This window comes from Pseudomonas kurunegalensis, assembly GCF_030291635.1.
Classification (GTDB): Bacteria; Pseudomonadota; Gammaproteobacteria; order Pseudomonadales; family Pseudomonadaceae; genus Aquipseudomonas; species Aquipseudomonas monteilii.
The window spans coordinates 5,715,319-5,729,850 of record NZ_CP127871.1 but is presented as its reverse complement, the minus strand read 5'-3'; the positions used below and the strand labels follow the sequence as shown (position 1 = coordinate 5,729,850).

Sequence of the window (14,532 nt, the reverse complement as noted above, 5' to 3'; positions counted from 1 at the left end):
GACGCCATCGGCGTCGCCCCGCTTCATGGGGGGTCAGTCGTTGGCTACCTGCGCAATGGTCAGTTCGCGCAGCAGCTCCGCTTCCTCCTGTTCCTTGTCGCGTTGCAAGCCCTTTTGCAACTCCAGCTCTTGCGCAAGCGGATAGTCGGCGCCGGCCAGTTCGAGTACACGCAGGCGCAAGCGAGCCTCTATTTCGTCGAAACGGTCCGCATACTCGGCTCGCAGGCGTGCCGTCCAATCTGTATTTGCCAGCATGTAGTCGACAAGGGCATCACTGCGTTCAATTTTCCGAACCTTTTCCAGCACACTGGAAAGCTCATTGCGCGCCAGGTTCGCCGCGCCACGAAAACGCATGCTGTCGGCGATCGGCAGGTCCAGTTCTTTGGCCAGTTCGCGGCGGTAGGCCAGGCGTACCGACACCAGGTCACCCGAGCCGGAGCGCTTGTTGGCCAGTAACTCCAGCTGGTCGATCCGGAATAGCTGCAACAGGCGCTGACGCAGCGTTTGCAACGTATCTCCCGCATCGACCAGCAATCGCTGGCCCATCAGGTACAGCTCGATATTGTTGAACTCCTGCAAGGCACCATCGTGGCAGGTTTGCGAGCCGGTTTCCGGGTCTGGCAATGCGGCTGCGGCAATGCTTTCCATCACCGGGCGCTCGGTATCGTTACTCGCCGCCACTACCAGCATCATGCGTACCCGCTCGCAGAAGCTGGCCCGGGTATTCGGGTCGACGTACGGCGCGGCATTGTGCAAGCGGCCCACCAGGCGCAACAGGTCGCTGCCTTCCAGCGTTTGCCAGCAGTCCTGCAGAGCCTCGTTCTGCAGTGGGTTGCCCAACATCCAGTCTTCCAGCCTTGGCCTGTCGTCGCCCAGCAGCGGGAAGTGCGGGTGATCGAAGTCCAGTGACCCCTCGCTCGATGTATCGGCAGATATCAGGTTGTTCGGAATATCCAGAGCGAAGGAATAGCTGTGCTGGCTGTCCGAGAAGGTGCGTACGCGCAGGATCGTTTCAAGCGGCAAAGGGTTGTCGAACAAGGCGATCGATGAGATCGGCATGGGGTTGTTCAGGTTCGTGAGGATGTGTTCGGGCAACTGGGTGATGCTGTTGGAGCTCAAATCCAGAAGCTCCAGCGGCAGCAGGCTGTCGCACCAGCTTGGCCAGGCTTGCAGGTTCATGTTGGTCAGCGCGAGTGACTGCAGGTTGCTGGCCAACCGTGCCGGCACCCTGTTGATGGTGCCCATGCGGTTGCCCGACAGGTCCAGCGATGTCAGGTGCTCCAGGCCGGCAAGCGTTTCCAGCATGGCCTGATCGACTTCCAGGCCCATGTTGCGAAATTCAAGGTAAGAGAGCTGAGGGAGACGTGCCAAGGCATAGGCCAGCGACGGCGTGGCGACCTCGTGGGCATCGATGGTCAACCGGGTGATATTGGGGAAGCGGCTGAGCAGGTCATCGAGCTGTGAGGCGGTACCGCGCAAGCGTGTCAGGCTCATGGCTTGCACGCGCTCGGCAAAAAAGGATGGAAGCCGCCGGGGGAAATGCTCGATCGCTACATCTTCGAGTTGCAGGCGCAGGTACAACTGGCCCTGCTCCTGGTGCTCCCAGAATTGGCTGATGGCGGTTTCGATGCTGTGCCGGTCGGCCAATGCGGCCTGGGTCAGCGGGTTGCTCGAGCTGGAGGCCTGCGCCCAGCCATCGATCGCGTCGCGCATTTGCTGGCGTTCACTGCGAATGCGCGCAAGCCTTGCGGTGAGCTCTGCCGGCACATCAACGGCAATGTTGGCCCGCTCGGCCTGCTCGCTAAGCAGCAAGCGTTGCAGGTGGCTTTCACTGATGCTGTTGCCTTGCAGCGCGATCTGCGGCGTGTTGAGCAAGACGTCCGTGTCATTGAGCAAGAACGTGGGTAGCGACCTGAGATTGTTGTTGCGCAGCGACAGGTGGGCGATACGGCTCAGGGCATCGCTGCCAATCCCGATAGGCCATTGAGCCAGCTGCATGCGGTCCAGCCCAAGGTAGTCCAGCGTCAGTTCGTGGAAGCTCGGGCTGTTGTGTTGTGCCAGCCGGTTACCACTCAGGTCCAGGTGCCTCAACTGGCCAAGGCCGGCCAGCAGGTTCAGATCGTTTTCGGACAGTGCGATGTTCTGGTTGGTCAATACCAGCCGCTGCAGCTCGGGCAGGTTAGCGGTGAGGGTAGGGATGCTGAAAAGGAAGGACGAAGGGGTTGCACCGGGGTCGTAAGGCCGGCTGATTTCCACCGATTGCAGCTGCGGCATCAGCCTGAGCAGGCGTTGCAGCAAGCGCTCGTTCTGCGCCCAGCCGGCGAGGGCTTGCGAGGAGAGATCGAGCAAACTCAGGCGATGAACGCGCGTGTTGAAAAAGTCGGGCAGGTTAAGCGGAATGTCCGCCAGCGGAACACGCGCTATTTGTAACTCGGCCGAGTGCAGAGGCCCTTCCAGAGCCGTGTCGTACCAGTGCTGCAAGATGGCATCGCCAAGGCTTTCATGATCGCGTGCCGCCTGTTCTGTCGTTGGCGTGATGGCTTCGCTCCAGTCGGCCAGCCTGCTTTGCAGCTCGTTACGCTGCTCCAGCAACGCCTGCAGGTGCTCGAACAGTTGCAACTGCGTACGCTCGCGACTGGCGAGTGCCAGCAGAATTTGCTCCGCCGCCCGCCCGGTTCGCGTCGGCAGGCCTATTGCTTCGATAGCGTCGAGCAACTGTTGGCGGGTGACGCCCTGCGCGGCTTGGCCTCCACCACTGAGCGGATAACCCAGGCGGCCATTGGCAAGGCGCATGGGCGAACGGTAGCCGGGGCGTACGGGTTGCATGCCCAGTACGGCCCTCAAGGATGGGCGGGGCAGCAGGGGGCTTTGCTGTACCAGGCGCTGCAACGCCTGTTGATCGGTGGCACCCAGCTGCGCCATGGCTGCTGGCAGCGCCTCATGCAACGCGGCAAAAAGGTTTGGGTAGGCCGTCACTACCGTGCTCAGCTGGCGCTCATCGTGGACGATATACCCAGCCCTGGCATGGGTGATGGTTGTGTACGGGCGCGCATCCAGCGGGCCAATGGCATGTTCCTGGGCCGGCCAGGACAGGCGTTGGAACACTTGCAGTTTTGTCTCGGCGGGCCAGCCCGGCAGGTGCTGGAGCGTATGCATGATCAGGCGGTCGCTGTCCCAGCTTGGCACACAGGACAGGTACAACCCTTCGTACGCGCGGGCCAGGCGGATATGTTGCTGGTAAATGCGGATCTCCTCGCCAAGGCGCAAGGGCACCTTGCCGGTGTCGAGCATGTGCAGTTCGCGGGTGCTGGCGCTGCGTGCCAGTTCATCGATGACCGCGGCCGGTAGGGCAGGGTACGCCCGCTGGAGGGCGGCGGCACCCGGCGCCGGGCTGGCAGGAAGGCGGGCGTAGGCGCTGGCAAACCCGGCTTGCCAGGTACTGGCATCGGGCAGTTGGCTGACTGTTTCGTCCAGCTTGAAGCGTTGCAGCGTGTCTTCCAGCAAGGCCGGTAGCCGCTGGTTTTCGGCCAAGGCCCTGCGCAGCACATCTTCGTGGGTGTCGCTGACGGCGATAATGCGCTGCAACGTCGGGTCGTCGAAATGCGCATTCAAGTGACCGATGCGGCGCAACAGTGCCATTCCCGACCAGCTCAGCGGTTTGTCCGTAATCTGCAGCCAGGCCCCGGCACCGTTATGCCGTACGGGTGGCCGGTAGCGGCGAGGGTTTTCCGGGTGTTGCAGGCGGTACTCGCCTGTCGCGGGCGCCTGCTCGACGAGGTACCGGTTGCCCTCCAGCACCAGCCAGCGCTTGCCCTGGTGGTGCAGCAGGCCGTGTTCGTCCGGCATCAGGTCGTCGGGTAGCACTTGGGGGTTGCGGTACGGCGTAAGGTCGGGCTTCCACAGGCGGCGTTGGCCATCCGGTGTCTCGATGTCGTCCAGCTCTTCGATGAAGGAGGGTGTTTCAACCGGGATACGGTCTGCCTCGTACGCTTCGATTTCCGCTTCTTGCGCAAGGCTGCCACCGTCGCCGCCTTTCAAGGCTTTGGCCGCAGCGCTAAGGGCGGCCATGATCGCCACGTTCTCAACCACATCGACGAGGTATCGATAGGCGATATCACGTTCGTCGTTCTCCCAGGCTTCGATACCCTCATACACCTCATGGGCCAGTTGGGTCACGCACACGGCGAGCATCAGCTCACCCAGCCCTGGCACGAAGAAGCCGGCGATGTTCAACGCCGTCAGCACGCGGCCGGCAATCAGTTCCCGGTGCGCCTGGGCAGTACGCCGGTCGACGATTTCGGTCGGTATGGCGTGGTACAGCACATCCTTCTCGTGGCGTTGGGCTTTCTGGAACGCCATCACGCCCTGGAAGGCATGGGTGAAGGGCTGTGGGACCGGGCGCAAGGTGGCATTTGGGTCCGGGACCGGCTCATGCAAGCCGCGCGTGCTCCAGCCGAGCGGTGTGAGCCGTTCCTTTAGGCGGGCGAGTATCGGCGCTTTGTCGCGGTCGGCGAGGTGCTTGTCCAGGTAGTGGAGGTTGGCGTGGAGCTTGTCGCGCAATGCGTCCTGCAAGGCGTCCCAGGTGGCGAACTCTTTTAGCGGCGTTGTGCTGTCCTCGGGGATGTACAGGGCCATGGCTGAGTGCCCTGCAGTTTGCAGGCTGATGAGCGCAACGCCGGTCAGTTCGGCCTCCCACAGGTTGAGCAGGCTGAACGTCACGGGCGAGCGGGCCTGTGGCGCTTGATCGAGCGGCGTGGCAAGGGCGGCGGTGTAAAGCGCCTCGCTGATGTCGCCCTTCAAACGGGCGAAATGCAGGGACTGCCTGTAGGCCGAGACTTCGGCCCGCCCCAGGGTCTCATAAACGGCCAGGGCAGCTTCATCGGCGCTGTGCAGTGCTGTGGCCGCAGGGTAATAGATGGCATGCACCAACGCATGGTACTTACCGCCGATGTCCAGGGTACGGCACAGGTCGGCGAAGTCTTCGGCGCGGATCCCGACCGCATTGGTGATCGGGACGGTGCCCATGAAGCGCCGGTGATCGAGGATGACGGATTTCTTCAACAAGGCCTTGGGTGCATCCATGCCGTGCTCTGCGCAGGCGGCCAGGTCGAAGTTGTGCAAGGCGCTGTGAAGCAGCGAGCGGGTGGCCTGGTTGATCGCCAGGCGAGCGTCGCTTGCGTTGGGTGTGTCGATCAGGCGGGCATCGACCAGGTACGTGTTGCGAACATCCAGGTTCAGCCCGAACCGTTGCGTGATGGCGTCGGTCAGGGCGGTGGTCGCGTAAGTTTCCAGGTCGGGTAGCTGTTCGAACAGTTTCTGCACCTGTGCCTGGTGTTCACGGTGGCGGGCATGCTCCGCCTGCCATGCCTTGGCAATTTCCGGGTGTTGCCGGGTCGCTGTCGCCAGCCAGGCAGGGGCCTGCTGCCAGTTACGCATCGCACGGTGGGTTTCGGCAGGGGCTTGCCTGAGCCAGGCAGGGAGCCTGCGTTCGATGGTGGTGTAATGAATGCTGGGCGGTGCAGTGAGTGGCGTTGGCATGGAAGGAGCCCTTGCAGGATAGGAGGCAAGGGACTATCGCCGGGCCGCTTGGCCGGCTGGGGGTAGATATGTGTGCCCGCAAGGTTGGCCGTGTCAGCGAGGACGGTGCTGAAAGTGCAATTCAGGTTTATGATGGCCCACGGCCGAATAATCCTCACACGGAGTGCGCAATGCAGACCCTCTACCCGCAGATCAAACCCTACGCCCGGCACGATCTGGCCGTGGAAGCGCCGCATGTGCTGTATGTCGACGAAAGCGGCTCGCCAGAAGGTCTGCCGGTGGTGTTCATCCACGGTGGCCCGGGCGCCGGTTGTGACGCACAGAGCCGTTGCTACTTCGACCCCACGCTGTACCGCATCATCACCTTCGACCAGCGCGGCTGTGGCCGTTCCACGCCACACGCGAGCCTGGAGAACAACACCACCTGGCACCTGGTCGAGGACCTGGAGCGCATTCGTGAGCACCTGGGTATCGACAAGTGGGTGCTGTTCGGCGGTTCCTGGGGCTCCACCCTGGCCCTGGCCTATGCCCAGACCCACCCCGAGCGCGTGCATGGCTTGATCCTGCGCGGCATCTTCCTGTGCCGGCCGCAGGAGATCGAGTGGTTCTACCAGGAAGGCGCCAGCCGAATGTTCCCGGACTACTGGCAGGACTACATCGCGCCAATTCCGCCGGAAGAGCGCGGCGACCTGGTCAAGGCCTTCCACAAACGCCTGACCGGCAATGACCAGATTGCCCAGATGCACGCCGCCAAGGCCTGGTCCACCTGGGAAGGCCGCACTGCCACCCTGCGCCCCAACCCGCTGGTGGTCGATCGCTTCTCCGAGCCACAACGTGCGCTGTCGATCGCCCGCATCGAATGCCACTACTTCATGAACAATGCGTTCCTCGAGCCGGACCAGCTGATCCGCGACCTGCCGAAAATCGCCCACCTGCCGGCGGTTATCGTGCACGGCCGCTACGACGTGATCTGCCCGCTGGACAACGCCTGGGCACTGCACCAGGCGTGGCCGAACAGCGAGCTGAAAGTCATCCGCGACGCCGGCCACGCGGCTTCCGAACCGGGTATTACCGATGCCTTGGTGCGTGCGGCCGACCAGATGGCCCGGCGCCTGCTCGACCTGCCTCTGGAAGAAGCATGAGGGGCTTGCTCCAGCGCGTGCGCGGTGCGCGGGTTGAAGTTGCGGGCGAGGTGGTCGGCGCCATCGACCAGGGTTTGCTGGTGCTGGTGGCCGTCGAGCCTGAAGATTCCCGTGAACAGGCCGATAAGCTGTTGCACAAGCTGTTGAACTACCGTGTGTTCAGCGACGAGCAGGGCAAGATGAACCTGTCGCTCAAGGATGTCGGTGGCGGTTTGTTGCTGGTGTCGCAGTTCACCTTGGCGGCTGACACCCGCAACGGCATGCGCCCGAGCTTTTCGACGGCAGCGCCACCGGCCCTCGGCGCCGAGTTGTTCGACTATCTTTTGCAGCAGGCAAACGCGCAGCACACCGACGTGGCCAGTGGCCGCTTCGGTGCGGACATGCAGGTGCACCTGGTCAATGATGGCCCCGTAACATTTATGTTACAAATGTGAGCTCAAAAAACCCTTTGTTTATAGGAAAACAAGGGGTTTTGTACGATAAATAGTTGTTCCAGCCTGATGCGTTGTCACGCGACCTGCTGGATAATCGCGCGCTGCATGGACCTGCGTTCGCAGGTTCGTTTCACTCTGACTCGAGCATTGTCTGGATCCGTTTGGGGAATCATTACGCCCTCACGGGGTCCGAACAGTGCTCGCCAACCCGGCATTTGTCGCTGGCCGTTGGTTTCATGATCTGTTTTCGGCGAGGGTTGCTCGTGATTGTTAGTCCCCAAAAAGCATCAAGAATCCCCGGAACCGGGCTGCGCAAGGCTTTGATGGCCAGTGTGGCACTGGTCGGCCTGATGAGCGCGGGCCAGCTGTGGGCATTCAATCTTGACGATGTTGCAGCCAAGGCAAAGGATCTGGCCGGCCAGAAGTACGAAGCACCCAAAAGCAACCTGCCGGCCGTATTCCGCGACATGAAGTTTGCGGACTATCAGAAAATTCATTTCCTGCAGGAAAAGGCCGAGTGGGCCAAGGACAAGACCCCGTTCAAGCTGTCGTTCTATCACCAGGGCATGCACTTCGATACCCCGGTGAAAATCAACGAGGTCACCGCCACCAAGGTCGAGGAAATCAAGTACGACCCGAGCCGCTTCGAGTTCGGTGACGTGCCACACGACCCGGAAACCACCAAAAACCTGGGTTACGCCGGTTTCCGCGTGCTGTACCCGATCAACAAGGCCGACAAGCAGGACGAGATCATGACCCTGCTTGGCGCCAGCTATTTCCGCGTGGTCGGCAAGGGCCATGTGTACGGCCTGTCGGCCCGTGGCCTGGCCATCGACACCGCGCTGCCGTCGGGCGAGGAATTCCCGCGCTTCACCGAGTTCTGGGTCGAAAAACCCAAACCGGCCGACAAGCACCTGGTGATCTACGCCCTGCTGGATTCGCCACGCTCCACCGGTGCCTACAAGCTGACCCTGCGCCCGGGCAACGATACCGTGGTCGACGTACAGTCCCAGGTCTTCCTGCGTGACCAGGTCAGCCGCCTGGGTATCGCCCCGCTGACCAGCATGTACCTGTTCGGCCCCAACCAGCCATCCAAGGTGCTCAACTACCGCCCGGCCTTGCATGACTCCGAAGGCCTGTCGATTCATGCCGGCAACGGCGAGTGGATCTGGCGCCCGCTGAACAACCCGAAACACCTGGCCGTGAGCAACTTCAGCGTCGAGAACCCGCGTGGTTTCGGCCTGATGCAGCGTCAGCGCGCCTTCAGCGACTACGAAGACCTCGACGACAACTACCAGAAGCGCCCAAGCGCCTGGATCGAGCCGAAGGGTGATTGGGGCAAAGGTACCGTCGACCTGGTCGAAATCCCGACTGCCGACGAGACCAACGACAACATCGTTGCCTTCTGGAGCCCGGAAAAGCTGCCGGAGCCAGGCAAGCCGTTCGAGTACGCCTACCGCCTGCACTGGACCATCAACGAGGCGAAGTTCCAGGCGCCTGAGTTGGGCTCGGTCAAGCAGACCCTGCGTTCCACCGGTGACGTGAAGCAGTCCAATCTGATTCGCCAGCCAGACGGCAGCGTGGCCTTCCTGGTCGACTTCGCCGGCCCGGCCCTGGCCGCACTGCCGGAAGACACCGCCGTGCGCAGCCAGATCAGCGTGGGTGACAACGCCGAGGTGGTCGAGAACAATCTGCGCTATAACCCTGAGACCAAGGGCTGGCGCCTGACCCTGCGTTTGAAGGTCAAGGAAGCCAACAAATCGACCGAAATGCGTGCCGCGCTGGTGCGCGATGTGCCGGTCGAACCCGCCAAGCCTGCGCAGGACGCCAAGCAGGACAAGGCCGCAGCCAAGCATGCCAAGGCCGAGAAAGCCGTCAAGGCTGAGCAAACTGCCAAGGCCGAACAACCTGCCGCCGATGCGGCGCCCACCAACGGGGCCCCGGCCACCACCGAGAAGGTGTTGACCGAGACCTGGAGCTATCAGTTGCCTGCCGATGAGTAACTCAAGCGCAAGGCCAGTATCGCTTGGCGAGTACCTGGCCCACCTACCACTGAGTGACGAGCAACGGGCGGAACTCGCCAATTGCACGTCGTTCAGTGAGCTGCACCAACGTTTGGCGGCCAAACCGGCCGCCGACGCTGCCGAGGCCGTGCAGGCCTCGGTGGGCCCGCGCCTGACCGTGGGCAGCGCCGCCGAGCTGGAAGACGCCGAAATGCTCGGCGTCGACGGCAGCGGTCGCCTGTGCCTGAAAATCGCCCCGCCGATCAAGCGCACCAAAGTGGTGCCAGAGCCTTGGCGCACCAACGTGCTGATCCGCATGTGGCGGCGCATGACCGGTCGCACCAACGCCCCGCAGCCACCCAAGCGCGAGCTGCCGCCGGCGCGCTGGCGCACGGTCGGCTCGATCCGCCGCTACATCCTGTTGGCCCTGATGATCGGCCAGACCATCGTCGCCGGCTGGTACATGAAGGGCATCCTGCCGTACCAGGGCTGGTCGTTCGTCGACCTTGACGAAATCCTCAACCAGTCGCTGTGGGATACGGTGGTGCAGGTGTGGCCGTATGCCTTGCAAACCTCCATCCTGATCCTCTTCGGCATTCTGTTCTGCTGGGTGTCGGCGGGCTTCTGGACTGCGCTCATGGGCTTCCTCGAGCTGCTCACCGGGCGCGACAAGTACAAGATTTCGGGCAGCAGCGCCGGCAACGAACCGATTGCACCCGAGGCGCGTACCGCACTGGTGATGCCGATCTGTAACGAGGACGTACCGCGCGTGTTTGCCGGCCTGCGTGCAACGTTCGAGTCGGTGGCCGCCAGCGGCAACCTCGACCGTTTCGACTTCTTCGTGCTCAGCGACACCAACGACACCGACATCGCCGTGGCCGAGCAACAGGCCTGGCTGGACGTGTGCCGCGAAACCAAAGGCTTTGGCCGCATCTTCTACCGCCGCCGTCGGCGCCGGGTGAAGCGCAAGAGCGGCAACCTCGACGACTTCTGCCGTCGCTGGGGTGGCGAGTACAAGTACATGGTCGTGCTCGACGCCGACAGCGTCATGAGCGGCGAGTGCCTGAGCAGCCTGGTGCGCCTGATGGAGGCCAACCCGGACGCCGGCATCATCCAGACCGGGCCGAAAGCCTCGGGCATGGACACCCTGTATGCGCGCATGCAGCAGTTCGCCACCCGCGTGTACGGCCCGCTGTTCACCGCCGGCCTGCACTTCTGGCAGCTGGGCGAGTCGCACTACTGGGGCCATAACGCGATCATCCGCATGAAGCCGTTCATCGAGCACTGCGCCCTGGCGCCGTTGCCGGGCAAGGGCGCGTTCGCCGGTGCAATCCTTTCTCACGACTTCGTCGAAGCCGCGCTGATGCGCCGTGCCGGCTGGGGCGTGTGGATCGCCTACGACCTGCCGGGCAGCTATGAAGAGCTGCCGCCAAACCTGCTGGACGAGCTCAAGCGCGACCGCCGCTGGTGCCACGGCAACCTGATGAACTTCCGCCTGTTCCTGGTCAAGGGCATGCACCCGGTGCACCGTGCGGTGTTCCTCACCGGGGTGATGTCGTACCTGTCGGCGCCGCTGTGGTTCCTGTTCCTGGTGCTGTCGACCGCACTGCTGGCGACCAACACCCTGATGGAGCCTCAGTACTTCATCGAGCCGTACCAGCTGTACCCGCTGTGGCCGCAGTGGCACCCGGAGAAGGCTGTGGCGCTGTTCTCCACCACCATCGTGCTGCTGTTCCTGCCCAAGCTGCTCAGTGTCATCCTGATCTGGGCCAAAGGTGCCGTCGAGTTCGGCGGGCGGGTCAAGGTCACCTTGTCGATGCTGATGGAGATGCTGTTCTCCATGCTGCTGGCACCGGTACGCATGATCTTCCACACCCGCTTCGTGCTGGCCGCGTTCCTCGGCTGGGCCGCGACCTGGAATTCGCCGCAGCGTGACGACGACTCCACCCCGTGGGGCGAGGCTGTGCGTCGCCATGGTCCGCAAACCCTGCTGGGTATCGCCTGGGCTGGTCTGGTGGCGTGGCTGAACCCGAGCTTCCTGTGGTGGCTGGCGCCTATCGTTGGCTCGCTGGTGCTGTCGATTCCGGTTTCGGTGATTTCCAGCCGTACCCGCCTGGGCCTGGCAGCCAAAGACGAGAAGCTGTTCCTCATTCCCGAGGAATACGCTACCCCGCAAGAGTTGCTGGCCACCGACCGCTACACCCACGAGAACCGCTGGCATGCCCTGCATGACGGCTTCGTGCGGGCCGTGGTCGACCCACGGCAGAACGCCCTGGCGTGCGCCATGGCCACTGCCCGTCATGGCCAGGCGGCGCCGATCGAAGCGCTGCGTGCCGAGCGCGTGGCCAAGGCGATGGAAGTCGGGCCGAAAGGGCTGGACCTCAATACCCGCCTGGCCCTGCTCAGCGACCCGGTGGCGCTCACCCGCCTGCACGAGCAGGTGTGGGCCGAGCACAATGCGGCGTGGATCGATGTGTGGCGTGCTTCCATCAAGAACGACCCGCATTCGCCGTTGCTGCCATTGCACCCGGAGAACGAAGGCCAACCGGCACTCGTCGGCGCCTGATCGGGCCTCTTCGCGGGCAAGCCCGCTCCTACAGGGATACACATTTCCCTGTAGGAGCGGGCTTGCCCGCGAAGCTTTTAGAGCCTACCCCCTATTTTGGCCAACAAAGTCCCCCCCGGCTCTAGGTCCCCGAGCCGCCATGCGTTAGCATCCCATTCCGATACGACGCCTCGGCCAGTACGGCCGTGCCAACACAATAAGATTCGCTACTTTTCTTGCTAGGGGACTTGGTGATGATCAAGAAATACCTTTCGCGACTGCTGGTCGGTGTTACCGCCCTGGTCGCCGTGACAGCGGCCCAGGCCGGCGCCATCGATGATGCAGTCAAGCGCGGCACCCTGCGGGTGGGCATGGACCCGACCTACATGCCGTTCCAGATGACCAACAAGCGTGGCGAAATCATCGGCTTCGAAGTCGATATCCTCAAAGCCATGGCCAAGTCCATGGGCGTCAAGTTCGAGGCCGTATCCACCGCCTATGACGGCATCATCCCGGCCCTGCTGACCGACAAGTTCGACATGATCGGCAGCGGCATGACCCTGACCCAGGAACGCAACCTGCGCCTGAACTTCAGCGAACCCTTCATCGTGGTTGGCCAGACCCTGCTGATCCGCAAGGAGCTGGCTGGCGAGATCAAGTCGTACAAGGACCTGAACAACGAGAAGTACCGCCTCACCTCCAAGCTCGGCACCACCGGCGAAATGGTTTCCAAGAAGCTGATCGGCAAAGCCAAGTACCACGGCTACGACAACGAGCAGGAAGCGGTAATGGACGTGGTCAACGGCAAGGCTGACGCCTTTGTCTACGACGCACCGTACAACGTGGTGGCCGTTGAGAAGGCCGGCGCTGGCAAGCTGCTGTTCCTCGAGGAACCCTTCACCTACGAGCCGCTGGCCTTCGGCCTGAAGAAAGGCGACTACGACAGCATCAACTTCATCAACAACTTCCTGCACCAGATCAAGCACGACGGGACCTACGATCGTATTCACGACAAGTGGTTCAAGAACAAGGACTGGCTGAAGGAAATGGAATAAGGCCCAGGCCACAAGCCCGGCTTTATGACCCCGACGCGCAGGCAAACCCTGCGCGTTCGCATTTACGGAAGTACCCCACGTGATCAAACACAAGAAAGCCCAGTGGCCCTGGCATGGGCTGACGGCCCTGGTTCTGGTGGGCCTGGCGTTCAGCCTGTACATGGCCACCTCGATGATTTCCTACGAGTGGCGCTGGAACCGCGTACCGCAGTATTTTGCCTACAAGGCCGAGGAAACGCAGCGCGCTGCCAATTACGGCACCGTGCAGGACATCGTCATCTCCGGCGATAACGCCCGCGTCACGCTGAAGGATGAAAGCGGCGCGGAACAAGTACTCGATGTCGCCAAGGACAGCCTGCAACTGAGCCGTGGCGACGATGTTGCCGAAGGCGACGCGATAGGCGTAACCCGCCATTGGGCAGCGGGCCCGCTGGCCTGGGGCCTGTGGACCACCTTGTGGATTTCGGTGGTGTCCGGGGCGCTTGGCCTGGTGATCGGCCTGTTCGCCGGCTTGTGCCGGTTGTCGAATAACCCGACCCTGCGCGACCTGTCGACCGTTTATGTCGAACTGGTGCGCGGCACGCCGCTGCTGGTACAGATCTTCATCTTCTACTTCTTCATCGGCACCGTGCTCAACCTGTCCCGCGAGTTTGCCGGGGTGGCGGCGCTGGCGCTGTTCACTGGCGCCTATGTGGCCGAAATCGTCCGTGCCGGGGTGCAGTCCATTGCCAAGGGCCAGAACGAAGCGGCCCGCTCGCTGGGCCTGAACGCCGGCCAGTCGATGCGGCATGTCATCTTGCCGCAGGCGTTCAAACGCGTGCTGCCGCCGCTGGCCGGCCAGTTCATCAGCCTGGTCAAAGACACCTCGCTGGTGTCGGTCATTGCCATCACCGAACTGACCAAGAGCGGCCGTGAGGCCATCACCACCTCGTTCTCGACCTTCGAGATCTGGTTCTGTGTGGCAGGCCTGTACCTGCTGATCAACCTGCCGCTGTCGCACATTGCCAGCCGGCTCGAGCGGAGGCTTGCGCAAAGTGATTGAAGTCCGTGACCTGCTGAAAGTCTTCGACACCCGTGGCCAAGTGGTACGAGCTGTGGATAACGTCACCACCCAGGTCGCCAAGGGCGAAGTGGTGGTGGTGCTTGGCCCATCGGGTTCAGGCAAGTCGACCTTCTTGCGCTGCCTCAACGGCCTGGAGCATTTCGACGAAGGCCATGTGGCCATCGACGGCCTGCAACTGGCCGACCCCAAGACCGACATCAACGCCTACCGCCGCGAAGTGGGCATGGTGTTCCAGCACTTCAACCTGTTCCCGCACATGACCGTGCTGGAAAACCTGTGCCTGGCGCAGAAGGTGGTGCGCAAGCGCAACAAGGCCGAGCGTGAAGCCAAGGCCCGTGCGCTGCTGGAAAAAGTGGGCATTGCGCAGAAGGCCAACGAATTCCCGTCGCGCCTGTCCGGTGGCCAGCAGCAACGAGTAGCGATTGCCCGCGCCTTGGCCATGGACCCGAAAGTGATGCTGTTCGACGAGCCCACCTCGGCGCTCGACCCGGAAATGGTCGGCGAAGTGCTGGACGTGATGAAGACCCTGGCCCAGGAAGGCATGACCATGGTCTGCGTTACCCACGAAATGGGCTTCGCCCGTGAAGTGGCCGACCGGGTGCTGTTCTTCGACCATGGCAAGTTGCTGGAAGACTCGGCCCCGGCCGCGTTTTTTGCTGCGCCGAAAGACCCGCGTGCGCAGGCGTTTCTGCGCCAGGTGCTGTAACCGCACCGGCCCTTTCGCGGGACAAGCCCGCTCCCACAAGTGCTGC

Annotated in this window: 8 protein-coding genes; 7 read left to right on the top strand and 1 reads right to left on the bottom strand. The window is 62.7% G+C overall.

Annotation, left to right across the window (positions count from 1 at the left end):
- Positions 1-33: 33 nt before the first annotated feature.
- Positions 34-5,538 carry a dermonecrotic toxin domain-containing protein gene (locus QQ992_RS26090; RefSeq protein WP_286111591.1) on the bottom strand — a complete coding sequence of 1,835 codons (5,505 nt, stop codon included), beginning with the start codon at positions 5,536-5,538 and terminating at the stop codon, positions 34-36.
- Between the two features lie 170 nt (positions 5,539-5,708).
- Here QQ992_RS26090 and pip point away from each other — a divergent pair, with 170 nt between their 5' ends.
- The 7 genes from pip (at position 5,709) to QQ992_RS26055 (ending at position 14,486) form a co-directional block, all read left to right on the top strand.
- Positions 5,709-6,680, top strand: a complete 972-nt coding sequence (pip, locus tag QQ992_RS26085) for a prolyl aminopeptidase (protein ID WP_060500625.1) — start codon at positions 5,709-5,711, stop codon at positions 6,678-6,680.
- A complete protein-coding gene (gene dtd / locus QQ992_RS26080) occupies positions 6,677-7,114 on the top strand; it encodes a D-aminoacyl-tRNA deacylase (RefSeq protein WP_019098637.1) in 438 nt (145 codons plus the stop codon). Before pip ends, dtd begins: the two co-directional genes overlap by 4 nt.
- Positions 7,115-7,377: 263 nt before the next feature.
- Positions 7,378-9,117: a glucan biosynthesis protein G gene (locus QQ992_RS26075; protein ID WP_201296075.1), complete on the top strand. Its 1,740-nt coding sequence runs from the start codon at positions 7,378-7,380 to the stop codon at positions 9,115-9,117.
- A complete protein-coding gene (mdoH, locus tag QQ992_RS26070) occupies positions 9,110-11,683 on the top strand; it encodes a glucans biosynthesis glucosyltransferase MdoH (protein WP_105946396.1) in 2,574 nt (857 codons plus the stop codon). The genes QQ992_RS26075 and mdoH overlap by 8 nt, the downstream gene beginning before the upstream one ends.
- A 236-nt stretch (positions 11,684-11,919) precedes the next feature.
- Positions 11,920-12,717, top strand: a complete 798-nt coding sequence (locus QQ992_RS26065; RefSeq protein WP_025752328.1) for a transporter substrate-binding domain-containing protein — start codon at positions 11,920-11,922, stop codon at positions 12,715-12,717.
- A gap of 79 nt (positions 12,718-12,796) precedes the next feature.
- Positions 12,797-13,759, top strand: a complete 963-nt coding sequence (locus QQ992_RS26060; RefSeq protein WP_105946395.1) for an amino acid ABC transporter permease — start codon at positions 12,797-12,799, stop codon at positions 13,757-13,759.
- Positions 13,752-14,486, top strand: a complete 735-nt coding sequence (locus tag QQ992_RS26055) for an amino acid ABC transporter ATP-binding protein (protein WP_025752329.1) — start codon at positions 13,752-13,754, stop codon at positions 14,484-14,486. The genes QQ992_RS26060 and QQ992_RS26055 overlap by 8 nt, the downstream gene beginning before the upstream one ends.
- The last annotated feature ends 46 nt before the right edge of the window (positions 14,487-14,532 follow it).